Source organism: Flocculibacter collagenilyticus (assembly GCF_016469335.1).
Lineage (GTDB): Bacteria > Pseudomonadota > Gammaproteobacteria > Enterobacterales > Alteromonadaceae > Flocculibacter > Flocculibacter collagenilyticus.
The window spans coordinates 807693-830382 of record NZ_CP059888.1; the positions used below are offsets into that span (position 1 = coordinate 807693).

General features: G+C 39.3%; 23 protein-coding genes and 1 riboswitch. Of the genes, 5 read left to right on the top strand and 18 right to left on the bottom strand.

Annotated elements, in window-relative coordinates; all coding sequences use genetic code 11:
* Positions 1-157: 157 nt before the first annotated feature.
* Positions 158-1225: an XrtA/PEP-CTERM system-associated ATPase gene (locus HUU81_RS03460; protein WP_199610882.1), complete on the bottom strand. Its 1068-nt coding sequence runs from the start codon at positions 1223-1225 to the stop codon at positions 158-160.
* A 238-nt stretch (positions 1226-1463) separates the two neighbouring features.
* On the opposite strand from HUU81_RS03460, the gene HUU81_RS03465 reads away from it, so the two are divergent.
* On the top strand, positions 1464-1646 hold the full coding sequence (locus HUU81_RS03465; RefSeq protein ID WP_199610883.1) for a MerR family transcriptional regulator: 183 nt from the start codon (positions 1464-1466) through the stop codon (positions 1644-1646).
* A 118-nt stretch (positions 1647-1764) separates the two neighbouring features.
* Here the strand turns inward: HUU81_RS03465 and HUU81_RS03470 are convergent, their stop codons facing one another.
* The 5 genes from HUU81_RS03470 to HUU81_RS03490 all read right to left on the bottom strand — a co-directional run bounded on the left by HUU81_RS03470 (position 1765) and on the right by HUU81_RS03490 (position 6984).
* The gene (locus tag HUU81_RS03470) at positions 1765-2877 is read right to left on the bottom strand and encodes a phosphotransferase (RefSeq protein ID WP_199610884.1); all 1113 of its coding nucleotides are present in this window, start codon (positions 2875-2877) and stop codon (positions 1765-1767) included.
* A gap of 27 nt (positions 2878-2904) precedes the next feature.
* Entirely contained in the window at positions 2905-3576 is a 672-nt protein-coding gene (gene pnuC / locus HUU81_RS03475; protein WP_199610885.1) for a nicotinamide riboside transporter PnuC, read from the bottom strand.
* A 53-nt stretch (positions 3577-3629) separates the two neighbouring features.
* Complete coding sequence (locus HUU81_RS03480; RefSeq protein WP_199610886.1) at positions 3630-3884, bottom strand: hypothetical protein; 255 nt, start codon at positions 3882-3884, stop codon at positions 3630-3632.
* Positions 3885-4027: 143 nt separating this feature from the next.
* Positions 4028-6121 carry a TonB-dependent receptor gene (locus HUU81_RS03485; protein ID WP_199610887.1) on the bottom strand — a complete coding sequence of 698 codons (2094 nt, stop codon included), beginning with the start codon at positions 6119-6121 and terminating at the stop codon, positions 4028-4030.
* 172 nt (positions 6122-6293) lie between these two features.
* Positions 6294-6437, bottom strand: a riboswitch (TPP riboswitch).
* Between the two features lie 88 nt (positions 6438-6525).
* A complete protein-coding gene (locus HUU81_RS03490) occupies positions 6526-6984 on the bottom strand; it encodes a GNAT family N-acetyltransferase (protein ID WP_199610888.1) in 459 nt (152 codons plus the stop codon).
* Between the two features lie 131 nt (positions 6985-7115).
* On the opposite strand from HUU81_RS03490, the gene HUU81_RS03495 reads away from it, so the two are divergent.
* The 3 genes from HUU81_RS03495 to HUU81_RS03505 all read left to right on the top strand — a co-directional run bounded on the left by HUU81_RS03495 (position 7116) and on the right by HUU81_RS03505 (position 9719).
* Positions 7116-7937: a M48 family metallopeptidase gene (locus tag HUU81_RS03495; RefSeq protein ID WP_199610889.1), complete on the top strand. Its 822-nt coding sequence runs from the start codon at positions 7116-7118 to the stop codon at positions 7935-7937.
* A 38-nt stretch (positions 7938-7975) separates the two neighbouring features.
* Positions 7976-8704: an SDR family NAD(P)-dependent oxidoreductase gene (locus HUU81_RS03500; RefSeq protein WP_199610890.1), complete on the top strand. Its 729-nt coding sequence runs from the start codon at positions 7976-7978 to the stop codon at positions 8702-8704.
* 127 nt (positions 8705-8831) lie between these two features.
* Complete coding sequence (locus tag HUU81_RS03505) at positions 8832-9719, top strand: amidohydrolase family protein (protein ID WP_199610891.1); 888 nt, start codon at positions 8832-8834, stop codon at positions 9717-9719.
* Positions 9720-9764: 45 nt separating this feature from the next.
* Here the strand turns inward: HUU81_RS03505 and HUU81_RS03510 are convergent, their stop codons facing one another.
* The 6 genes from HUU81_RS03510 to HUU81_RS03535 all read right to left on the bottom strand — a co-directional run bounded on the left by HUU81_RS03510 (position 9765) and on the right by HUU81_RS03535 (position 16600).
* Entirely contained in the window at positions 9765-11081 is a 1317-nt protein-coding gene (locus tag HUU81_RS03510) for an MDR family MFS transporter (RefSeq protein ID WP_199610892.1), read from the bottom strand.
* A 123-nt stretch (positions 11082-11204) separates the two neighbouring features.
* On the bottom strand, positions 11205-12638 hold the full coding sequence (locus HUU81_RS03515) for a hypothetical protein (protein WP_199610893.1): 1434 nt from the start codon (positions 12636-12638) through the stop codon (positions 11205-11207).
* Positions 12639-12886: 248 nt separating this feature from the next.
* On the bottom strand, positions 12887-14656 hold the full coding sequence (locus HUU81_RS03520) for a flotillin family protein (RefSeq protein ID WP_407644845.1): 1770 nt from the start codon (positions 14654-14656) through the stop codon (positions 12887-12889).
* A gap of 117 nt (positions 14657-14773) precedes the next feature.
* Positions 14774-15415, bottom strand: a complete 642-nt coding sequence (locus tag HUU81_RS03525) for a YqiJ family protein (protein ID WP_199610895.1) — start codon at positions 15413-15415, stop codon at positions 14774-14776.
* A gap of 26 nt (positions 15416-15441) precedes the next feature.
* Entirely contained in the window at positions 15442-16131 is a 690-nt protein-coding gene (locus HUU81_RS03530) for a PspA/IM30 family protein (protein WP_199610896.1), read from the bottom strand.
* Complete coding sequence (locus HUU81_RS03535) at positions 16118-16600, bottom strand: DUF2170 family protein (protein WP_199610897.1); 483 nt, start codon at positions 16598-16600, stop codon at positions 16118-16120. Before HUU81_RS03535 ends, HUU81_RS03530 begins: the two co-directional genes overlap by 14 nt.
* 174 nt (positions 16601-16774) lie before the next feature.
* Here HUU81_RS03535 and HUU81_RS03540 point away from each other — a divergent pair, with 174 nt between their 5' ends.
* Positions 16775-17104: a DUF6471 domain-containing protein gene (locus HUU81_RS03540; RefSeq protein WP_199610898.1), complete on the top strand. Its 330-nt coding sequence runs from the start codon at positions 16775-16777 to the stop codon at positions 17102-17104.
* A gap of 19 nt (positions 17105-17123) precedes the next feature.
* On the opposite strand, the gene accC is transcribed toward HUU81_RS03540, so the two are convergent.
* The 6 genes from accC to cutA form a co-directional block, all read right to left on the bottom strand.
* A complete protein-coding gene (gene accC, locus HUU81_RS03545) occupies positions 17124-18464 on the bottom strand; it encodes an acetyl-CoA carboxylase biotin carboxylase subunit (RefSeq protein ID WP_199610899.1) in 1341 nt (446 codons plus the stop codon).
* A 23-nt stretch (positions 18465-18487) separates the two neighbouring features.
* Positions 18488-18958 (bottom strand): acetyl-CoA carboxylase biotin carboxyl carrier protein, encoded by a 471-nt coding sequence (gene accB, locus HUU81_RS03550; protein ID WP_199610900.1) that lies wholly within the window; start codon positions 18956-18958, stop codon positions 18488-18490.
* A 17-nt stretch (positions 18959-18975) separates the two neighbouring features.
* Complete coding sequence (aroQ, locus tag HUU81_RS03555) at positions 18976-19431, bottom strand: type II 3-dehydroquinate dehydratase (protein ID WP_199610901.1); 456 nt, start codon at positions 19429-19431, stop codon at positions 18976-18978.
* A 214-nt stretch (positions 19432-19645) separates the two neighbouring features.
* Positions 19646-20185 carry a hypothetical protein gene (locus HUU81_RS03560; protein ID WP_199610902.1) on the bottom strand — a complete coding sequence of 180 codons (540 nt, stop codon included), beginning with the start codon at positions 20183-20185 and terminating at the stop codon, positions 19646-19648.
* A 12-nt stretch (positions 20186-20197) separates the two neighbouring features.
* Positions 20198-22147, bottom strand: a complete 1950-nt coding sequence (locus HUU81_RS03565; RefSeq protein WP_199610903.1) for a protein-disulfide reductase DsbD — start codon at positions 22145-22147, stop codon at positions 20198-20200.
* A 161-nt stretch (positions 22148-22308) separates the two neighbouring features.
* A complete protein-coding gene (gene cutA / locus HUU81_RS03570) occupies positions 22309-22671 on the bottom strand; it encodes a divalent-cation tolerance protein CutA (protein ID WP_199610904.1) in 363 nt (120 codons plus the stop codon).
* Positions 22672-22690 lie beyond the last annotated feature (19 nt).

The following is a 22690-nucleotide window of genomic DNA, read 5'->3' on the forward strand; positions in this document are numbered from 1 at the left end:
CATAAAATGCTTCAATGCAGTCAATACTAATCACTCACCTATAGAGGCATTTTAAATTTTTGGACAAATACTAAGTTTCATATTAGAAACTAGTAGTACTAGACTCTTTTTGAAACAAGCCATAAATTTATATTCAACAATAAAACCTAATAATGGCTTACTTTGAATTTACATCAGAGTCTATTTCACTATAGCTCGTTTTGTACTTTTGTTCCAAAAGTTTGTCAACATATTGTGAAAGCTTAATCTTATGCTCAACAGAGTTATCTAAAATCTCCACCATTTCCAGCAACATTTCCTTATACCGCTGATCTGGAAGCTGCCCTGTATTTAACGTTAATACGTTATCATCAGACCCGTTATTGCTTGATATGTTGCTCATTCCATCATTCGTCAGAGGCGCAGCTTGGTGCGCCATTTCTTCACCCATCTCTTTTCTTACCGCAGCGATGGCTTCAGCATCAATGTGTTTAATATCTTCTAAGAACGCAAATAATAAAACGCGGTCAACAAAGGTATTAATTTTACGTGGAATACCTTGCGTAAATTGATAAATGGCTGAGTACGCATCGTTAGTAAATAACTCTCCTTGATCCCATCCTGCGTGCTTAAGGCGGTACTCAATATATTCAGCAAGCTCATCTTCAGATAATGAGGATAAGTGGCAAGAAGCAATAATACGCTGCCTAAATTGCTCCATATTAGGCGCTTGAATAATATCTTTTAATTCGTTTTGGCCAAGTAAGAAGCTTTGTATTAATGGTTGGCCATTGATTTGAAAGTTGGAAAGCATACGAAGTTCTTCAATTGATTCAAGCGGTAAGTTTTGCGCTTCATCAACAATAAGTAATGCTTTACGCTGCTGCGCATGTAAGCGTTTTAAAAATAATTCGATGGCATTTAAATTGGCAACTTTAGTATCGTTTTCTGGCTGAAGATTGAAGACAGCTGCGACCATTTTGACAAGATCATCAGGTGATAACTTGGGAGTCACTATTTGTTTAGCGATAACTTCATCTTTGGGGACTTGTGCAATCAAGTGATTTGCGATGGTTGTTTTTCCCGTGCCAATGTCGCCAGCAATTACGATAAAGCCTTCTGCTTGAGAGAGGCCGTACTGCAAATATGAAAGTGCGCGTTTATGTAATTTACTGGCAAAAAATACGTTTGGATCGGGGGTTAACTGAAATGGCTTTTCGGTTAGTCCAAAAAATGACTCATACATTGCTAAATCCTTTCATTTTTATCTTGTAGTATCCTAACGAATTCTAAGTTACAGGTCACTTACTCTTTATAGATATTATAGGTAGCATCCTAGTATGTGTACTCTGACTGGGTACGCAGTTGTCGATAACTTCAGATAAGTGTATTGTACGCTGCGATGCATAAAAAATTAGAAAAAGAACCGTACATAATCTATAACTAGATAAAAGGTCAACAATTATATAATTTGGAGAAAGTTTATGTCACTTATGACAACCGCCCAAGTTGCTGAGTTTTTGGGAGTGAAGGAAGTGCGTGTTGAGCGTTTAGAGCGTGAGCACTTATTAATTGCTAAAGAAAAAGATGCAAATGGCTCCCCGCTATTTGATGAAGAAGACGTGAAGCGATATAAGACTCTGGCTGAGCGTATTGGTGGTTTATAATAGCCAGACTAGCGTTATCTATTAATGTATTTAGTAGCGAGCTTAATAAGTAATTTAGTGCTCGCTCTTGATTCTTTGCTTTATCTATTATCAGGTATTTATACCAGGTATTTAAATTCTACAGTTTAATCTTCCGTAATTCCTTCATAATGACATCAAGATTATATCTAGCGTGAATATCACTTTGTTTGTTAGGGTTATGTGCATTCACTTCAGATAATACTACCCATAATATACAGGCGACGATATACAGCACTTCATATAATTCGACTTTTTCTTTAATGTCTTTTTGATTAAGTTTGGCCTGTTGGCAGTAATGCGAAATGAATTGTTCACGTTTAGCACCAGTGATTTTGAATTCGTACATTATGCAAGCCAGATCCCAACATACATCTGTAAAACAGGCGTAATCCCAATCCAAAAAAGTCACATTGATTTTTTTATGCGGATCAGTATTGTTCTGGCTAAACAGGATGTTGTAAGGGTTTAAGTCGCAATGGATGAAAGTGTTATCTTCTTTAATGATATTAAGTCTACCGTGTACTTGGTTAACAATAGCGTTTATCTCGCAGAGATCTTGTTTACTGATTCCAAAGATTAAGGTTTCATCCAATTCATTAATTTTATTCAAATCGTTTATTATGCTACTACATACATCAAACTTTTCAGGTTGCAGCAATGACGTTGATGTTTGTTTGTTGGCGGGCTTCTTAAATGTACCTTGGCCAAGCTTGTGCAGTGTCACCACAGCCTCGCGTAGTGCTGCTAAGTGCTCATCTGACAGGTTTTGCGTTAAGTGCTCTCCCTTAATCTGAGTCATTACTTGAATACTATCTTCTTTATTTGCATAAAGTATTGGTGGTGCGATGTGATTAGAAGCTGCTAAGCGTTGTAAGTGAAAACTAAGTGGAGATATCGGCTTTATTAGTTGTTTAACGATAAAATTAATAGGCTCATTCTTAGCGTATGAAGTGTGTTCATCTAGGTAAACCGCAATGTGTTGAGCCTGCTCCTCAGGAAACTGAGCCTTGATCGCGTTAATAGTGCTCGCAATTTCATGCGGGTTGAGGGCGCAACTCACGCTGTATACTTCATTCGACAACCCGTTAGAGATAGGAGATATGTCAATAACAGGAAACAGTGTGAATAAAGGATAATGGGCTAATTTTATTTCTAATTGCTTGATTGTAAACGTATTTTTGTTTTCTATTGATGTAGAAGAAAAGGTCATTATTGCTCTTGCGTGCGCATAAGCGACTTATGCCGCTTGTGCTTCCCAAGTCGCTTCTGACGCTTTGTACATTTTTCGCCAGCGCTGATAGCCAACAATGGCTAACACAGTATATAAAATAAAAAGAATCGCAGTAGGGTAGTACCCCTTCATGGTATAAATATAGATAGATACAGCGTCAATCACTACCCAGTAAAGCCAATTGTTGATTTCTTTTTTTACAACCAAATACGTTGCCATTACGCTAAAAATAGTGGTGGCTGTATCTAAATATGCAAAATCTGCGGAGGTATAGTTGTCCATCACATACCCAAGTACTCCACTCAGTAGGCAACAAATAATAATAATATGAACGTGAGTATTTAAGCTAAAAGCAATGATGGTTTCACCTAACTCGTTGTCAGACAGTTCGGTGTGGCTATCTTGATGGGTTGCTATTTTTTTGTTGTACATTGCACGCCAACTTAGCCAGCCAAATACTGCCATTCCCATGTAATAAAAATTCAGAAACGATTCCATGTAAAGCAGTCCGTTCCAGAACAACAGGGTATATATAAAGGTACTTGTAAACGCTGCTGCCCAACACCAAAGGCTTTGCTTAATAGCAAGAAGCAAATATGCTACCGCTAATCCTACAGCAATGTATTCCCAGTGCGACATCGCTGTAAAGCCTGCTAAGGTTTCGCTCAAAAATTCCATATTAGTACTTACTTCGCTTTTATTTACTTCAAATAACTCAACATATTTACGGTTTATTGGCTTGGTGTTAGATCTGCGTTGATAAATTTACAGACAAAAATATTCTTACCAAACTGCTCGTAAGACTTTTTCATTTCAGCAGATAAAACTTGCATGAGATAATCGTATTCACCAAATATTTGAGTGCTCATGGTATTGGTAATAACGGTTAAATTGTCGTGCTGATTTAAACGCTCAATAAAGCTTTTAATTGCTGGAATATAGTCTTCAGAAAGTGGGTAGTTACTGATTTCAACTGATAGATTCATATTTTAATACTCTTGTAGTTGAGGCAAACGGCACAACTATTACAGATGTTCTTAGTGTAAAGGTTAATCAATACAGACATCTGACAGTAAGTTATTACTTACTGTCAGATGATAATACGCCTATGTTACTTGTTGATCAATGGTTAAAATTGATAACTTAAGGTTAAGCCGTAAACTAATGGCTCGCCTAATTGTGTATAGGTTTTCGAAGTGTAGCCGTCGCGAGGATCGTTACCAAAATAAAATCCTCTTACTGCATAATCTGTATCCATCAGGTTTCTTGCCCAAGCCGATACAGTGACATCACCTAAATCATAAGCTAGCTTAAGGTTAATCAGGTTAATGTTTTCTGATTTTTGATCATGACTGTCTGAAAAGAAAAACGCATCTTTACCTTCAACACCCAGTGTAAGGTAGAAAAATTCGCGAATGTTGTAATTTAAACCCACTGAGTATTGATAGCCTGGCGCGTGTGCTTGCTCCCGACCTGTTTTGTCGTCACCGTCTGCGGTAACGAATCCGTCAATCTCAGTGTCTAACCAACCTAAGCTGGTATTTATGCTAATTGCTTTGGTTAATTTGTAGTCTAGTTCAGCTTCTAAACCGTAGTTAGTGCCTTCCGTTGCATTGTCGTAGTAACCAGTAAATGCCGCACCTTGATTAATCCAGCTTTTAAGCTGCATATCGTCACGCTTCATATAAAAAGCAGCAAAACGAAGTGCTAAATCGCCTGAAGTGGATTGGCCTTTAACGCCAAACTCTGCACTTAATAAGGTTTCAGGCTCAAAGCTAATGTGATCAGCTAATACCGTTTGATAGTTGCCTAAGCCACTATTCTTAAACTTACCTAGAGCATCGCCATTAATTCCGCCTGCTTTATAGCCTCGGGTTAAGCTGGCATATAACATTGTTAGGTCAGATACTTGGTATTCAACCGCAAGTTTACCGCCCCACATAGTATCAGACAGATCTTCTACAATAAGGTTAGAATCAACATAATCGCCTCCATTGCGTTCAACACGTAAACCAGCAATGACCTTTACATCAGCGCCAATTGGATGTGCTAATTGACCATAAATCGCAATATTTTGTGTGTCGTATTGGCTAGTAAAGTCGGCTGCTTGCCATAAATCCCAATTCCAAAAATCACGCTGTAAATCTACATCGCGACGTTGAGCATACATACCCACTGTCCAGTTGGTGTAGCTTGCTGATGGATTGGTACTTAAACGTACTTCAAAACTTGCATCGTCACGATTTCTAGAATAATAATCAGTGGTTGAATAACCGTCTTCATGAATACCAACATAGCTCCAGTCTTCGTCATAACCATAAACTAAGTCAGAGTCGCTAATACTGGCGTTAATATATAAGTTAAAGCGAGACCAGCCCGTGTAGTTTGCATTGAAAGCGTATGCGTTTGTTTTTTGTTGATCAACACCTGGCTCGTCAGAAAGTGTCGTGCGGTTATTGTCTAGTGAAAATGCGTCGTAGCCATTATCAATATCAATGTAATGAGCAACAAAGCCTAGCGTTAAATCAGGTGTAGCGTCTACTCTTACTTTAGCGCGACCCACTAACTCGTCAATGTTGTTAGTGTCATCACGATTTAAAAATGTGTTTTCTATATAGCCGTCACTCTTATTACTATTAAGCGATATATTTACAGCGCTATTGTCAGTGATGCCATTGCTATACGCTGCACCAATTTGACGGCTGTTATAGTTACCACTGCCTAGTACTACTTGACCACTTTGGTAATCGGTAGGTGTCGCAGACTCCATATAAATCATGCCGGCCAGTGCATCTGAACCAAAACGAGTGCCTTGAGGGCCGCGGTATACTTCTACCTGTTCGATATCAAATAAATTGGCAGCAGCACCTAATCCAGAGTAGTTTATACCGTCAACAACAATGCCTACTGATGGATTGATTGGATCTACAAATTGGCTGCGCAGACCAACCCCGCGGATTTGGAAAAACTTTGCTCTTGATGCGCCTGACGAGAAATTAACGTTGGCGACAGAGTTAAGCGCATCTTCTAAGTGAATAGCATTGCGTTTTGCTAACTCTTCTTCATTTAGTAAGCTCACACTGGTACTTAGTTTCTCTACAGTGACAGGGTTAAACTCGCCTTTAACTGTAATACGCTCAATATCTTCTACTTGAGTATCAGCATAAGCAGGAAAAAGGGCAGAGGATAAAGCAACAGATAGCAAAGTTAGTTTTGGTTTCATTAATTTGGATCTCATTATTGTATCTAAATTGAGATCCGGATGTGACGAGTGATAAGGTGTATTTTATACCAACATAACCATTTGCTAAGAATTAACTTATATTGGCGTTGACTTATCTTTAAAGTAAGTACTAACACACTTTTGAGTATTGAGGCTAAATTACAGAAAATTGCACAATACTTAACACCATTCCTCCGCCAGCGTTAACCGGATCAGGTTCAAAGGGTTTGTGATGACAATTTTCACATCTCAGCTTAATCGCAATATTGATAATTAACCAATTATCGCAACTTCATAAGCACCCCCTGGTAAGCGAGCTAAATTGTACAGCGCTTTCACTAAAAGTGGAACCACACTAAGCAGTTAAACCTTAAATGATATTTCGCTAATTAGCGCATTATGCATTAACCTTGCGGCAGACGTTCCATCCCAATATGAGGGATATTATCTTCAAGGTACTCTTCACCAAGGCGGACGAAGTGATATTTTTCATAAAAATGCTGCAAATGTGATTGCGCCGAAATGTGGCAGGTATGCTTTGGCCAAGTTTTTTCTAATGTAGTAACGCCTAATGCTAATAGTTGATAACCCAATCCTGAACCGCGATTGTCGGCTGATGTTGCGACTCTGCCAATGCTTGGCATATTTTCATAAGTGGTATTTGGTGGCAGTATACGTAGGTATGCAGCACAGGTATCTCCTTCCATCGCGAAAATATGAAGGGTATCAGGATGAGTATCAAAATTGTCTAAGTCTGGGTAGTAACAGGTTTGTTCTACCACAAATACGTCAATTCTTAATTTTAAAAAGGCATATAACTCTTGGGTAGAGAGTTGATTAAATGGTTTCACGCACCACTGCATTTTATGCTCCTTAATGCACATCAGGTTCAGTATTTTGATCATTAGCTGCTATCATACACAGCACCATTTTAGACAACAATTTCTGATAGCATATTTATTAGCACTCACGTTGTATTTAGTAAGGCAGTTAATTGATCGAGTATGTATTAAAGCGTTCTCATAAACGTAGAACCTTGGCCATTCAAGTAAAGCGCGGACAAGTGCAGGTAAATGCGCCAACAGCGGTGAGTGAGCAATTTATCGCGCAATTTGTGCAACAAAAGGCGCTGTGGATAGCTGAAAAAGTTCAACAGTCGTTACTGCTTATGCAAGAAGCCGAGCAGTTTCAAAAAAGTTATAAAAGCGGTGAGCGGTATGATTACTTAGGCAAAACGTATCGGCTTAAGATAGCAGTCTCATCACGCTATCGTATTGACTGGCCTGATCATCATGTATACGAAAATGATTTACACGAAAATCATTTACTAGAAAGTCACTTATTAGAAAATCGTTTATTAGAAAAGCGTGAGCGAGAGAGCCAAACTACACAGGAGCTGGAGCAGGAGCAGGAATTAGTGGTGTCTGTCCCCTCAAAATTTATGTTATCAGAAGAGCAATTAAGTGGTTATCTTAGTAAAAAAATTCCAGAAAGTTATCGACTACGCGCACAAGCGGTTATCACTGAACGCGTAGAATATTATGCGAGCGTGATGCAATTAACCCCGTCTAAATTACAATTTAAGCGCTATAAACGACGCTGGGGAAGTTGCAGTGCAGCAGGTGTAGTCAGTTTTAATTGGTTACTCATTATGGCGCCGCTGTGGGTCATTGACTATGTTGTGGTACACGAGCTTTGCCATTTAAAAGAAATGAATCATTCAAATAAATTTTGGCGCTGGGTAGCGTGTTATTACCCAAACTATGCTGACGCAAAACACTGGCTACAAACTAACGGCCATAGCTTGCAAGTTTAGGTTAACAGACCCTAGTATTGACATAAAAGAGAAGAATAATGAAAAAAGTATGTGTAGTGACAGGTGGTTCGGCTGGTATCGGTTTGAGCGTGGTGAAAAAGTTTCTGGCTGAATCATACCAAGTATTTAATTTAGATTTGCAGCCGGGCGAGTATGGTGAATTTATAAAATGTAATGTGGCAAATGTTGCCGAAGTTGAAAGTGCAATAAACACCGTTCTTAATATTGCAGGAGGCATTTCTACGCTTGTTGCCAATGCCGGTATTTATTTTTCTGGCAACTTAGAAAACACCACAGAAAGTGACTTTGATAAAGTTATGGCCGTGAACGTAAAAGGCACTTATGCCACCTTGAAAGCGGTATTGCCATCAATGCGAGAGCAGCAAGCAGGCAGTATTGTACTTATGTCGTCAGACCAAGCGTTTGTCGGTAAGCGTAATTCATTTGCATATAACATGAGTAAGGCAGCAGTTGCTGCAATGGCAAAAACAACCGCACTAGATTATGCCGAATTCAATATTCGTTGTAATGCGGTATGCCCTGGCACAATAGAAACACCGCTTTACCATCAGGCCATTCATAATTACTGCCAACGAAGCGGAGCTGATAAAGACGCGGTATACCGTGAAGAAAATGCTCTGCAACCGATTGGTAGGGTAGGGCAGCCAGAAGAAGTGGCTGAACTGGTTTACTTTTTAGCGAGTGAAAAAGCCAGTTTTATTACTGGCAGTTTGCACTCAATTGATGGTGGTTATACTACCCAATAACAGGTATTGTATATTTTCTTATTGGATAACCAGTCCTTTGAAGTAATAAAAGAAAGTTCAATAAGTGTTTGATATAAAAATTAAATGTTTATAAGAATAACTAAATACAACAAAGGAGCTTACTGTAATGCAGATTGTTGATCCTCACCTTCATTTAATTAATGTAAAGCAAGGCAAATACGATTGGTTACAGTTAAATAATCCCCCTCATTGGCCTTTAAAGTCGCACATTCCGCATAATGCTGACGAAGCAGCCATCACACTTAGTGCGCCCTTTGAACTCAAAGGGTTTGTGCATATTGAGGCAGGTTTTGATAACAACGAACCGTGGCGAGAAATCGATTGGTTAGAGCAGCATTGCAAATTACCGTTTAAAAGTATCGCTTATGCAGACTTAAGCTCTATTAGCAGCATTCAAACAATAAAGCGTTTATGTAACTATCAATCCGTGGTTGGTATTCGTCATATTCTAGACGAAGACGCGGTACGTTTGTTAAGTAAAACCAGTTTTAGAACAAGCTTACAGTTTATGGCTGAACAAGGATTAATGTTTGAAGCACAATTGAACTTAAGCGACCAAAAAGCGGTAGCGTTGCTCGCAAAGGTTATTAAAGAAACTGCGGGGTTAAAAGTCACAATAAATCATGCAGGCTTTCCGTTCCATGGAGCGACGGACTGTTGGCAAGCGGGTATTGAAACGTTAGCGCAGTTTTCACGGGTGGCCATAAAGTGCTCAGGTTTAGAGATGATGGAGCAACCTTACACAATTCATGGACTACAACGCATTTTGCTCAGCCTCATGGCGTACTTTTCAGAAAATAGAGTTATGCTTGCCAGTAATTTTCCTGTCTTAACCATGGCAATGGGTTATCAAAATTTTTGGCATTTGTGTGCCGAATTAGAGTTTGACGAGTTCATACTAAATAAGCTTATGTTCACTAATGCGCAACAATGGTACGACATTGACTTTGCTGCCGTACCAGAAGCCAAATTAGAAACTCATGGTTATGCTTAATACTGCATAGCCATGAGCATATTATAGTGTTCACACATTCTTCTATTATTGAAGGTCGGCTTCGCCGTTGATGCTTTCAGTGGCTAAATTGTCAAAAACAGGGCGTTTGGCCGAGTTAATTAAATGATATAAGCCAAATACAGCTAAACCTAATACGAATGTAAATCCGTAAAGAATGGGGCCACTTAAGAATGAGAGAATGACACCACCAATATAGGGGCCGATTGCGAATCCGATTGAATAGAAAGCGGCAGCGCCAAAGTACACCCCTTTCATGTGTGGTGGTGCAATCCTGTCAATCTGAATATTCATATTAGGAAATAAAATACTTTCGCCCAGCGCCAAAATAAAAACAGCAATAATCCATCCCGCATACCAATCAATAGGATTAAGTGCAAATACCAGTTGGGATAAAGTCAGCAAACCCATGCCAGAATAAATTCTTTGATTCAACGTCCAACCAGCCATTAATCGCATCAGAATGAACTGAAAAACAATAATTGTAATGGCATTGGTAAACAACAGCACACTGATTAACTCAATGACCTCAGGCACGCCTTCACGTGAAAGATATTGCACTAATGACGTATCTACATGAGAGTAAATAAACATCACAATAATGTTGGCAAGTATTAATAGTAAAAACACATGATCTTGAAGCAGGATTCGACATGTTTGCCTTAATGATGCAGTGTTAACATGCTGCTGAGTCGCTTGGTATGCCGTATGTTTAAAGGTATACATTACTGCTATTGTTAATACAAAAAAGATCCCAGCTGTCATATTAAAGGTAGATTGTTGCGCGGTCAGGCCTAACCAAACACCAGCTAGTGGACCAACAGCTGCGCCTACATTAACCACCCAATAACGCAGTTGAAATGCATAATCTCTAGCGGTGGTGTCGGGTAATAAATCGCTAATTAATGCCTTGGCAGGTGGCTCCCAAATTTCTTTACTGATAGAACAAAGTGCGATGGCAACAACATACCCTGTGATCGTATTTACCGATGCCATTAAAGCAAAAGCGATCATTGACAAGATGCCTGCACTAACAAGCATTAATTTACGGCCTACTTTATCGGTTAATGCACCGCTATAAAAACCAACAATTACTGCTGAGAGAGCAGAGCCAGTTAGCACTAAACCTATTTCCCATTCGTTAAGGCCAAAATTCTGATATAACAAAATCGCCAAAAATGGCCAAACCATGTAAAAGGTACCGCGTGAGAAAAATACACCAATAATCAGTACCCAAACCATAGCTGGAAACTGTTTAGTAATGTGAAATAATCCTTTTTCTTTCATCATCTGCTCGACATTAAATTGAATGCTGAAGGTGTCTTTTGTGTCGTCCAGCAACACAAAAGAATACACTTTGAGTATACAAGGTAATTTAAATAAATAATAAGCTTTATTTATTTAACTGCAAACAATGTTAAAACAAACGGCCGTTAGTCTGTGAAGTAACCGTTACCGACAATTACCCTAATCAGCACAAATGGTATGCCCAGCAGGACAGCTGCCTTCTTTGTAGTTGTTAGTTATTTGCTGTAACTGTTTCAGCGATAACACACCCGTACCGTGTACATAAGTGAAGTGCTGAACATCAATGTCTAGCGCTTCAATCGCCTGTCTAAATGACATCGTTCTCTTATCTGCAGAAGGTACAGAGTTCAAAAGGTTCGTACCAAATTCATCCATTGTGTACACCAATTTTGCATCAGGAACGTAAAATAATAGAAAATGATCAGAGGTCACTGTTGATATGTCGAACACACGTACTTTGCCCTCTGCAAGGTTTAGCTCACCGTCAACAAACACAAATCGCTCGTCAGGCAGTGGCGTATTGAATTGTGTTTTCAGTGATGGCAGGTGGCTTTTAATTGTAACAAAGTCAGCACCCATCGCAGCGGCTTCATTTATGCCTCCCATATGACCCTGATGTTCAGGTACTATCACGTATTTAGCTGGTTTATCGGCCTTAATTTTATTATTCACAGCTTGTAATCGTTCTTTAAAACCTGGCAGAGTACCGGCTCCAATAAAGTGATTACCAGCGTCAACAAATAATGAGGATCTATTACCTAATCCTGCAATATATACACCGTCACTAAGCTCTGTTACCGTCATTTTTGAATTATCTCTCATGCCTTCAAGTGGTTTTGTAGCATTAGGTAAAGTAAACGCAGTAGCAACATTTGGATTAACCTCTATGGAGCGTGATAATGTCATCATAACGGCTTGTTCATTACGAAATTGGTTGGTGTCAGAGGCATATGTGACTCCGTTCGTTTTTCGGTATTCTGAGTAAATATATTTTGTGCTATTAGGAAGGTGCATTTGGGAAATCAGGCCAGTGGCCTTGTTAACATAAAGGGTCACTTTAGTTTTGCCGCTGATTTTAAAGCTTAATTTGTCATGAGCTTGGGTTGATAATGTAGTTGTTCCCTCATACATGGCGGTACTTTTACTGTCTAACAGTGAGCGCACAACGGTTGTGTCTAATAGTCGCATCATGCCTGCACCAACGTTGTTCTGGTTAAGATCAGGACGAATAACATGAGAACCACGTAAATAGTTGATACTCCAGCCAGTTTTTCCGTCGAACATGATTTCACTGAGGCGCTTACCTCTTGCTTGAACACTCCAGTTTTTAACTGACTTTTTGTTCTGCTCAAAGTCAACGGTTAGTGTAGAATGCAGCCGTGATACTGCGTCTAGTCCTGGCCGAACACCGCCATTTTTAGTAATCGTTTTATATCGATCATGGACAATTAAGGATTTCATCGAGGTAAGCGCTTTACCACCGTAAGCTTCAACAATATTGTCGATAACCTCTTGCGCTTTATCATTGCCAGCCGAAGCTGTAAGGGTAGTGAAAAAACATATTGCAATACATAGTCTGCATAGAAGTTGCATTTTTTACCTCCGTACTTTTTTATTGTTACTGTTGCATAATCTATTGTGACTTTCAAAATATCGGCAGGCTGGTTTTAGAAAATTATGTAATTATTCTTTTCTGCACTTTTTATAGGGCGTGCTATAGGGCGTATTGAGTGTGATTTTGCTTTTTCATCATAATGGTAGAGAAGATGTATAATAAAAAGCCTCTACTCAAAAATCTTCAAGTAGAGGCTTAATAAATTAACATACTGATTTTTTGTTAATTATGCAGGTTTATCTTGCTCCGGCATATCAGACGTTGGTTTGTTAATTTTAGCTGGCTCGTTATTGGATAAGCTTAAATCAACGTCAGTCATTGACGTGGTTGCCTGATTGATTAATTGGCTATTACCGCTTACCAAGTCATTCAATGTACCATTTTCTTTGTCGACTAAATTTAGTTCACGAAGCATGGCATCAACTAATGGTGCATTGGCGCGGTAGTTAAGGGCGGCACCCGTCACTTGCTCTGCGAAGTTACCGGTTGTTGCTGCGTTATTACTACCACCAGAATTGCTACCACCAGACATTGTACCAGCGCCCGAACCGTAGCCTTGAAGAATTTTGATACCATCAATATTTTCAAGTGGCTTAACCGCATTGGCAACAATTTCTGGCAAGGCTTGAAGAATAGCTAATGATTTCTTCAATTCAATTTGATCTAAGCTAAGCATGTTATCTGCTTCATGCATTGCTTGTTTACCAGCTGCCTGAACGGCTAATTTTTTCTCGTCAGCTTCTACCATCACGATGGTTGCTTCTGCTTCCGCTTTAGCTTTAATTTGGATGGCTTCAGCGTGATCCAGTGCAGCTTGTTTTTCAGCGGTTGCTTGAACAGTAACACCTACCGCTTCTCGCTCAGCGACTTTCATTGCGTCGATTACTTCAATTTGCTTCAAACGTTCGGCTTGCGCAACTTGCTTGGCAGTAACAACCGACTCTTCTTTTTCAACTTTGGTTTTTTCTGCTTCTGCCGCTTTAGCACGTGCCGCAGATTCTTCTTCTGATTTAACCGCAACGGCGATTTTCTTTTCTTGCTCAGCAACTTCAATATCACGCTGTTGTTGAATACGCGCTTCTTCTAAGGCTTTTACTTTTTCAATATTTCTACGTGCAAGATCTTTATCTTTTTCAATCTCAGCAGACTCAATTGCTTTTTCTTTTTCAATTTCAGCTTGTCGCTCTTCACGAGACTTATCTTCACGTGTTTTTACAATTTCAGCATGTTGCGCAGCACGTAAAAACTCTAGCTCTTTTTGTTGCGCTAGTTTTGCTTCTTCTTCATCTTTTTTGATGTCGAGTGTTTCACGCTCAGCTTCAAGGTTACGGCGCTCTATTGCAACGCGGTTAGTTTGCTCAACGTCATTGGTTTCTTTTTTCTTCTCTTCAATGATACGCGCAAGTTTTGCTCTACCTTCAGCGTCAAAGGCGTTGTTCTCATTAAAGTAGTTTAAATCTGTTTGGTCGAATCCAGTTAAAGAAACAGACTCAAGCTCTAAACCATTTTTTTCTAAATCATTAGCCACGTTAGTTTGTACCTTTTGTACAAAATCAGCACGCTGTTCATGCATTTCTGTCATGGTCATTTCTGCCGCAACCGCACGAAGTACGTCAACAAACTTTGACTCCATTAGTTTTTTAACTTCTTCAACACGTGTTGTTCTTGTACCTAACGTTTGCGCCGCCATGGCAATAGACTCGCTATTAGGTGCAACGCGCAAATAGAAATCTGCTTTTACGTCAACACGAAGGCGATCTTTAGTGATCAATGCTTCAGATTGTATTTTTTCAACTTCAATACGTAAGGTGTTCATGTTGACAGGAATGGTGTCGTGTAAAACGGGAAGTACGATGGCGCCGCCATCTTTTACTACTTTTTCACCACCTAGACCAGTACGAACAAACGAGGTTTCTTTTGTCGCGCGGTTGTATAACTTGGCAAAAATTAAACCAATGGTGAGGAGTGCAACGACTGCTGCACCTACAATAATCATAGTAAATTCTAGATTGCCAGGAGCTAAAGAAGAATCCATATAAAAGTTTCCTTATTTTGTTTATTGGACTTGTGTTTCGTATTTAATGTTATTGTGAATATGTAAGCTGTGTAGCGGCTACGCATTATATTTTGTTGCTAACCACACACTTTCTTTTTTATCGATAAGTAGCACTTGGGTGCCCTGTGTAAATTCGTCATCAGCAATAGCAGGCTCAACCATTACATAGTGCTTTTGTTTAAAATGATCGGTTACAACGGCTTCTGCTGCATACCCCTGTTTGGCGGTACCAATTGTTATCGTGCCTACTTGGCCACTAAAGGTATTCTTACTTACCGCCGAGGACTCATTTTTAGGCATTACTTTAGCGAGGGCCGCGCCCAACCAATGTGTACTGAAAAGCGCTGCTATGGTTGCGATAGGAATGCTAATAAAGGTGGATAATGACTGTGAAAAAATGTGATGGCTGGTAAAATTAAGGCTGTAGCCGACCAGTGCAAAGCTGACAAGTAATAAGGTTAACCAAACTAAAAGTGGTAGCTTGTCTAAGCACAGCCAGCCTAAAATAGCGGTTAGGCCACCTTCCGTCACACTTGAGTCTGCATCCATGTCAACGTCAACATCTAATAGGTTGTCAAGAATGCTAAGGATGGATGCTCCAATAAGCATTCCTATGCCTTCGATTAGGCCTATAACGCACATAATGCCAAGCGCTACAGTGAAATAAATATTTTGGTTTGAAAAAATAAACTCGAACATATTAGTATCCTTGATTAATTCAGCAATTACTGCGAATTAACGTTTTCCTTCTTTACTCTATTTAACACATCATCTACAGATTGAGCGTGTAAGCTAATGCCTGCTTGAGCTAACTTGCGGTCTAAATTGGTTTCGTTATTAAGCTCTTCTTCTGCTTCGAGACGATCGTCAAATGTGTCTTGCTTTGCTTTGATGCGCGCTAAGCTTTCTTTTGCGGAGGTTACTGAAGCACCGTTTGCATGCACGCTTGAATAGATTTTCTCATGTGCTTTTTGCACCGATTCGGTTGCTTTCAGTTGGGACAAATTATTTTCAATATCTTTTATTTCATATTCGGCTTGGCTTATTTGCTGTTGTAGCTTTTTACTATTGTTATTGAGTGAGCTAAGCAATGTTTGCTCTGCTGATAACGACGCTTCTAAACCAACAACTTTTTCGGCATATTCCCGTGCTACTGCTTCATTATCGTTGTTTAATGCTTGATGAGCCTGTTGTTCATGATGTTCGATATCGGCTTGAATCTTTTCAATGGCTAACTCGGTGCGAAGGCTCGACGCAGTAATTTCAGCATGACCCTGTTTTGCGGTTACTAAATGTTGGCGCACGTCATGAAGCTCTTGCTCTAAAATAGATATGCCATTGGCATCAATAATATTTTCACCGATATTGGTGGCAGCGCCTTTAAATGCAGTAAATATTTTTTTAAACACGTTCATTGTGCTCATCTCCCTGTTGAAATATTTCTTGTGACTTTACTTGCAACTCTGATTGATTAAATTTGTAAAGTGGCTCTAGAGCATCAATGACGTTCATGGTGTTAGTAACCAGTGCGAGTAATTCCTCAATGAGCTCTGACACCTGCGATTGCACTGATAATGCACCAAATAACACGTAATAATCGATACCTGCAATATTGTCTATTGCGATAGTCGATAGCGGTAAATACTTGTGACTTTTTAATAGTTGATAGTCAATTTGCTCAGGATGCTGAAATTCATTACGTTCAACTAAAACAGATTCAACCAGAATTTGTTTTTCGCTTACAGCAAGCACTACAGGGAGGTCGCCGTACTGGCGAAAGGTAAGTTGTAATGCATCTTCTTGCTCAATAATGTCGACGTGATAGTCGTTCGCGAAGTTAGTGTTAACTAAGTCCTGTTTTAATTGTGTAATTGTTATTGTCATTTTACGTCCTGTCGTTTTTACACTGTGCCGAACTATAAAGTTGTAGTTATTAATAGTCAACAAAAGTTAAAAATATTTAACTTATAATAATTATTTTTAATTAATAAATTGAACAGAAAGTATCTTCTGTTACTATGTGCGTACTTTTACTGGGTCTTAATAATTAAAACGTATATGCCTAAAAAATCAGAAGATATTTCGCAAGAATTACAAGCTGTATTAATGGTCTCTAAACAAGAGTGGAAAGATACACTAAGCACTTGGCTTTCTGCTTTTATCAGACGTGCAAACATTGATTATAAATTTTTATCAGATGAGCTATGGCGGCGTTTTAGGGTAAAGCAAAAAGTCACGAATTTGCGCTCCAAATTTTCACAGGGCACGGTAGATGGGCAACTATTATTGCAGATTTTATTGATATGCGAGCAAACAGTAAATCTTGAAGAGATTGAAGAAGTGTATCAAAAGTCGGTTAAACAGAATCAAAAAAATAAGGCCAATTAAGGCCTTATTTTTTTAGCAATTATAAGCCAAGTTTCTTTTCCAAGTAGTGGATATTAGTTCCACCGTTTTGGAAGTTCTCATCAGCCATAATATCTTTATGTAATGGCGTATTTGTTTTAATACCACCAATCACAATTTCATTAAGTGCATGCTGCATACGCGCAATGGCTACACCACGGTTTTCGCCATAAGTAATTAGCTTACCAATCATGGAGTCATAATTCGGCGGTACACTGTAACCTGCATATATGTGCGAATCCCAACGTACACCTAAACCACCAGGTGGGTGGAAGCGGTCAATACGGCCAGGTGATGGGATAAATGACACTGGATCTTCAGCATTTATACGACATTCCATAGCATGACCACGGATCACAATATCGTTTTGACGCAACTTAAGCGGTTGACCCGCAGCAACTCGAAGTTGCTCTTTTATTAAGTCTACTCCAGTTACCATTTCAGTCACGGGATGCTCTACCTGAATACGTGTATTCATCTCAATAAAGTAGAACTCACCATTTTCGTATAAAAACTCAAATGTTCCTGCGCCGCGATAACCAATTTCAATACAGGCTTGTACACAACGAGAGCCAATAAAGTCGCGCATTTCCGGAGTAATGCCCGGTGCAGGCGCTTCTTCAACTACTTTTTGGTGGCGACGTTGCATGGAACAGTCACGCTCACCTAAATGAATGGCATTACCTTGGCCGTCAGCAAGTACTTGCACTTCAATGTGACGTGGGTTTTCTAGGAATTTTTCCATATAAACCATGTCATTACCGAACGCTGTACCAGCTTCAACTTTAGTCATTTGAATTGATTTAATAAGCTCGTCTTCGCTACGAACTACACGCATACCACGGCCACCACCGCCGCCAGCAGCTTTAACAATCATTGGATAGCCAATACGTTTGGCAATAGCTCTATTTTTAGCAGGATCGTCGCCTAGCGGGCCATCAGAACCTGGTACGCACGGCACACCCGCTTTTTTCATTGCTTCAATTGCTGACACTTTATCACCCATTAAGCGAATGGTGTCAGCGGTAGGGCCAATGAAAATAAAACCGCTGTCTTCTACTTGTTCAGCAAATTCGGCATTTTCAGCTAAAAAGCCGTAGCCGGGATGAATAGCAACAGCGTCGGTAACTTCTGCTGCTGCAATAATACGTGGAATGTTTAAGTAACTGTCGGTAGACGATGCTTTACCAATACAAATTGATTCGTCTGCCAGCAGTACGTGCTTTAAGTCTTTATCTGCAGTTGAGTGAATTGCGACTGTTTTAATACCTAGCTCTTTGCAGGCACGTAGAATTCTTAACGCAATTTCACCACGGTTTGCAATTACAACCTTGTCTATCATGGCAATTAGCCTTACTTTCTGGATTATTCGATAACAAATAGAGGTTGGTCAAATTCGACCGCGTCTTCGTTTTCTACAAGAATTGCTTTTACTACACCTGATTTATCAGACTCAATTTGGTTCATCATTTTCATGGCTTCGATAATACATAATGTATCGCCCACTTTTACCTGTGAACCAACTTCAACAAAGTTGCTGGCATCTGGCGCTGGCGCGCGATAGAAAGTGCCCACCATAGGTGAACGAACTTGATGGCCAGCAACGCCACTTGCAGCTGGCGCGCTTTCAGCTGGCGCTTGTTGTGCAGGAACACTAGCTGGAGCAGCAGGCGCTTGCGGTGCAGGCATTGGTGCTGCGTAAGTAGCTGGAGCCATCACAGGGGCTGAGCTATGGCGGTTAATGCGAACCGACTCTTCACCTTCAGTAATTTCAAGTTCGGCAATGCCAGACTCTTCAACTAACTCAATCAACTTCTTTATTTTACGAATATCCATAATATATGCCCTATAAATTATTTATTCTTTGTTTGCAGCTGTTCGATCGCTGCTTGTAATGCAAATTGATAACCTTGTACGCCAAAGCCTGTAATGACACCTTCTGCAATGTCTGACAAATAGGAATGATGCCTAAATGCTTCTCTGGCATGTACGTTTGAAATGTGAACTTCATAAAAAGGTATCGCAACGCTTAACATTGCATCACGCAATGCCACACTGGTGTGGGTAAATGCTGCGGGATTAATTATTATGAAGTCGACTTTTTCAAACGCTTGATGAATTTGTTCAATTAAAACGTGTTCAGCGTTAGCTTGTACCGCAGTTAATTGCACATTAGCTGTAGCAGCTTGCGCAGTTAACTGCTCATTTATTTGCGCTAACGAATGGCTACCATATATAGCGGGTTCTCGTTTTCCTAACATATTTAAGTTAGGGCCATGAAGCACTAAAATATTAAATTTTGTAGCCATCTGATGCGATTGTCCTTTAAATTGAAAAAATGAATTACTTTTATGAACGTTAATCTAAGTAAATCATTAAATCTGAGACAAATAAACGTTTATCACAGTAATTGCGCTTTATTATAGATAAATCAACGAAAATAGCAGCAAAATACTGGTCTTATCAGACGTGATTGAAAGAAGTGGATAAGGTGGTTTAGTATTTAATGAAATATATTACCTGTTACCATGGAATGGTTATTGTTTTATATTGTAATTTTTCTCCATAGATAGATTCATAAGATATATTCACTTTACAGTTATCGTGTAAAAACTTTACTGTATTCATTAGATTACTAATTTGTTTATTACGTTCTTTGCTGTCAATCTCTAGTTTTGTGTGTTCAACCTTGAGAATGAAAACTTCTTCATCTTTGGATAATGCGCTTTGTTGAGAGAGTTCTGAAATAAACAATCTATAATCAAGTCCTAGCTTTTCCTTTAATAACTCATTCAAGTTATTGGTAGATATTTTTTCTTCATTTACAGATATGTAATAATCACTTATTACTGCAGTTCCTAGTCCTTTGTTTTGAATTTTGAAACTGAAACTCAGCGTGTCTACATCATGGTGAAACCAGTCACATAAATAAGGTTTCACTGACAGTTTGTGATGCTTCCTACTAGAACTAACTTGGTAAATTGAAATAAACAAAGCTAACAGTGCAATAACAGCTTTTACATCAAAAAAATCCGATACATGTTTGAAAATAACTTCTATCATATTGTGCTTAAGTTAATAAATACTCTTTAATGATTGCAAATGCGCGTGGAACTCTTTTGCCCCTTTAAAACCAGTCACACGATGGCTAGTTACTTCTTTCCCGTCTGGCGAGAAAAACAATATCGTGGGCAAGCCAAACACCATATAAGACTCCATTAATACAATGTCGTCATCATCATTTTTGGTTACATCAGCATGTAGTAAACGCATGCTTTTCATCGACTGCTGTACATTGATATCACTAAACGTAAATTTCTCAAATTCCTTACAGGCAACACACCAATCCGCGTATAGGTCTAGCATGACATATTCACCATTTTGCACTGCCGTGGCTAATTGCTGATTAAGATCGTTTACGGTTTTAATTTTAATAAATTGTATATCGCCGTGTGCTGCGTCGGTCTTATCTTGGCTGTTATCCGTGCTGTTCATAGCGCTACTGGTTTGATTACTTTGGCTTGAACTTGATGTGCCAACAGTACTAGTAGAACCAAAAAGCGGCTGGTTGTTTAACAGTTGCGTGGTTGAAAATACCACTAAGATAATTGAGACCAACCACACCCCTGTTTTAGTTTTGCTTTGTGTCAAACCAGATTGAACGTGGTGCAAGTAGGCTGCTAATGCCAAGGCTAATAGCAGTGCAAATACCATCACGATATTAAATGGCATAATGCGCTCTAATAAAATAAGTGGCACTGCCAGTAAAATGAAACCGAAAATGTGCTTGATGGTATTCATCCAATTTCCCGCTTTCGGTAATATCTTGCCACCTGTCGTGCCAATAATTAACAGTGGTACGCCCATCCCTAAGCTTAATATATACAGTGTTAATCCTCCGACAACTAAGTCGCCAGATTGAGCAACAAATAGTAGCGCACCAGATAAAGGGGCAGTGGTGCACGGTGACGCAATTAATCCCGATAATGCGCCCATAGCAAACACGCTTGCGACATTACCACTTTTTTGCTTATTACTAATGCCCGTTAGTTTAGACTGCCATTTTTCAGGCAAACTAAGGTCGTATACTCCAAACATCGCCAATGCTAACAATACAAACAAAAAGCTAATGCTAATAAGTACGGCAGGGTGTTGGAAATATGCTTGAAATTGTACTCCCAAGCTAGCTACAACTAACCCCAGTCCTGCGTATGTAATGGCCATACCTTGTACGTACGCCATAGACAATGAAAATGCACGAGCCAATGAAAGCTGCTGTCCTTGGCCGACAATAATGCTTGAAAGAATAGGGTACATTGGGAAAACGCAAGGCGTTAATGCCAAACCAATACCAAGAATAAAAAAGATTAATAAGGTACCTAATAAGTTGCTGTTTGCTAATTTATCGGCAAGCTCGGCATGCTCAGCCAATTGAGGTTTGTTGTTTGATTCAAGATTGACTTTGTTGCTTTCGAGCGTACTAACAGTCGGTGTTGCTGTGATTTTTTCAATAGGAACAACTTGTTTTTCTGGCGGATAGCAAAAGCCTGCTTCGGCACAGCCCTGAAAGCGCACTTTTAACTCAGCTACTGCACTGCTTACATTGTTGATAGGAACCGTAATAACAACTTGGTTAAAGTAAACATCGCTTTTGCCAAAAAATTCGTCGGTAATTGTTCGCGAAGGCGGGTACTGTGCTTCACCCATTTCAGCGCCTTTGATCGCGTATTCAAATTTATCTTTGTAAATGTAATAGCCGTCGGCTATGTCCCATATCAATAATAACTTATCGTTCTTTTGTCTAAAATTAAAAACAAATGCTTGATCAACAGGTAAAAAATCAGGCTGGTCGTTGAAAATGTTAGCCAATGTTTGGTCAAAGCTTTGGGTTATGTTGGCACCTTGATTGGTGCTTTGTTGGGCATGTGCTACTTGCCAAGGTGTGGTAATAACCGTGATTAATGCCGCGATTAAAGTCGCAAATATAAGGGAAACAAATAGTGTAGAACGAAAAAACGGCTGCATAGAGTGTCCTGCATCAAAGAGACGATGGTGTGTTTTATCGGTACTGCATGTCGTACGACTTATCTTCATAGGTTTATTTCAAACTTTTATTTGTTAAAACATTAAATAGTTAGAGAGCAGTAGGCAGTATCACTTATTCATACTGTTACTTTTTAACATTGTTACCTGTCAACAGTGTTTGTGTCTAATGACTGGTTGATCCAGCTTAAATAATCGTCACTGCCACCTTCAACGGGTAACATAATAATTTCTGGTACATCATAATCATGATGTTGCTTAATTGCACTTTCTAATAAATGAAACTTACTCACCAGCGTTTTGATAATTAACTGTGTTTCTTGCGCTATTTCTACCTTTCCTTGCCATTTATATACTGACCGTATATTTGGCAATATGTTTACACAGGCTGCTAAATTCAACTCAACTAGCTGTTGGGCTAGGGTATTGGCGGCATGCTCGGAACCACAAGTACACAGCACAATGGCATAAGTATTTTGATGTTGGTGTTGGCTAATAGTTAACATAACGCAATGTTAATCCTCT

Bases quoted from the DNA above. Each gene is read 5' to 3' on its own strand.
- HUU81_RS03565 (WP_199610903.1), bottom strand. From the start codon at position 22,147: ATGCAGCCGTTTTTTCGTTCTACACTATTTGTTTCCCTTATATTTGCG.
- HUU81_RS03540 (WP_199610898.1), top strand. From the start codon at position 16,775: ATGCCTAAAAAATCAGAAGATATTTCGCAAGAATTACAAGCTGTATTA.
- HUU81_RS03505 (WP_199610891.1), top strand. From the start codon at position 8,832: ATGCAGATTGTTGATCCTCACCTTCATTTAATTAATGTAAAGCAAGGC.
- HUU81_RS03520 (WP_407644845.1), bottom strand. From the start codon at position 14,656: ATGATTATTGTAGGTGCAGCAGTCGTTGCACTCCTCACCATTGGTTTA.
- HUU81_RS03525 (WP_199610895.1), bottom strand. From the start codon at position 15,415: ATGTTCGAGTTTATTTTTTCAAACCAAAATATTTATTTCACTGTAGCG.
- HUU81_RS03500 (WP_199610890.1), top strand. From the start codon at position 7,976: ATGAAAAAAGTATGTGTAGTGACAGGTGGTTCGGCTGGTATCGGTTTG.
- HUU81_RS03490 (WP_199610888.1), bottom strand. From the start codon at position 6,984: ATGCAGTGGTGCGTGAAACCATTTAATCAACTCTCTACCCAAGAGTTA.
- HUU81_RS03465 (WP_199610883.1), top strand. From the start codon at position 1,464: ATGTCACTTATGACAACCGCCCAAGTTGCTGAGTTTTTGGGAGTGAAG.
- HUU81_RS03515 (WP_199610893.1), bottom strand. From the start codon at position 12,638: ATGCAACTTCTATGCAGACTATGTATTGCAATATGTTTTTTCACTACC.
- pnuC (WP_199610885.1), bottom strand. From the start codon at position 3,576: ATGGAATTTTTGAGCGAAACCTTAGCAGGCTTTACAGCGATGTCGCAC.
- cutA (WP_199610904.1), bottom strand. From the start codon at position 22,671: ATGTTAACTATTAGCCAACACCAACATCAAAATACTTATGCCATTGTG.
- HUU81_RS03480 (WP_199610886.1), bottom strand. From the start codon at position 3,884: ATGAATCTATCAGTTGAAATCAGTAACTACCCACTTTCTGAAGACTAT.
- HUU81_RS03535 (WP_199610897.1), bottom strand. From the start codon at position 16,600: ATGACAATAACAATTACACAATTAAAACAGGACTTAGTTAACACTAAC.
- HUU81_RS03460 (WP_199610882.1), bottom strand. From the start codon at position 1,225: ATGTATGAGTCATTTTTTGGACTAACCGAAAAGCCATTTCAGTTAACC.
- accC (WP_199610899.1), bottom strand. From the start codon at position 18,464: ATGATAGACAAGGTTGTAATTGCAAACCGTGGTGAAATTGCGTTAAGA.
- HUU81_RS03485 (WP_199610887.1), bottom strand. From the start codon at position 6,121: ATGAAACCAAAACTAACTTTGCTATCTGTTGCTTTATCCTCTGCCCTT.
- aroQ (WP_199610901.1), bottom strand. From the start codon at position 19,431: ATGGCTACAAAATTTAATATTTTAGTGCTTCATGGCCCTAACTTAAAT.
- HUU81_RS03470 (WP_199610884.1), bottom strand. From the start codon at position 2,877: ATGACCTTTTCTTCTACATCAATAGAAAACAAAAATACGTTTACAATC.
- accB (WP_199610900.1), bottom strand. From the start codon at position 18,958: ATGGATATTCGTAAAATAAAGAAGTTGATTGAGTTAGTTGAAGAGTCT.
- HUU81_RS03560 (WP_199610902.1), bottom strand. From the start codon at position 20,185: ATGATAGAAGTTATTTTCAAACATGTATCGGATTTTTTTGATGTAAAA.
- HUU81_RS03530 (WP_199610896.1), bottom strand. From the start codon at position 16,131: ATGAACGTGTTTAAAAAAATATTTACTGCATTTAAAGGCGCTGCCACC.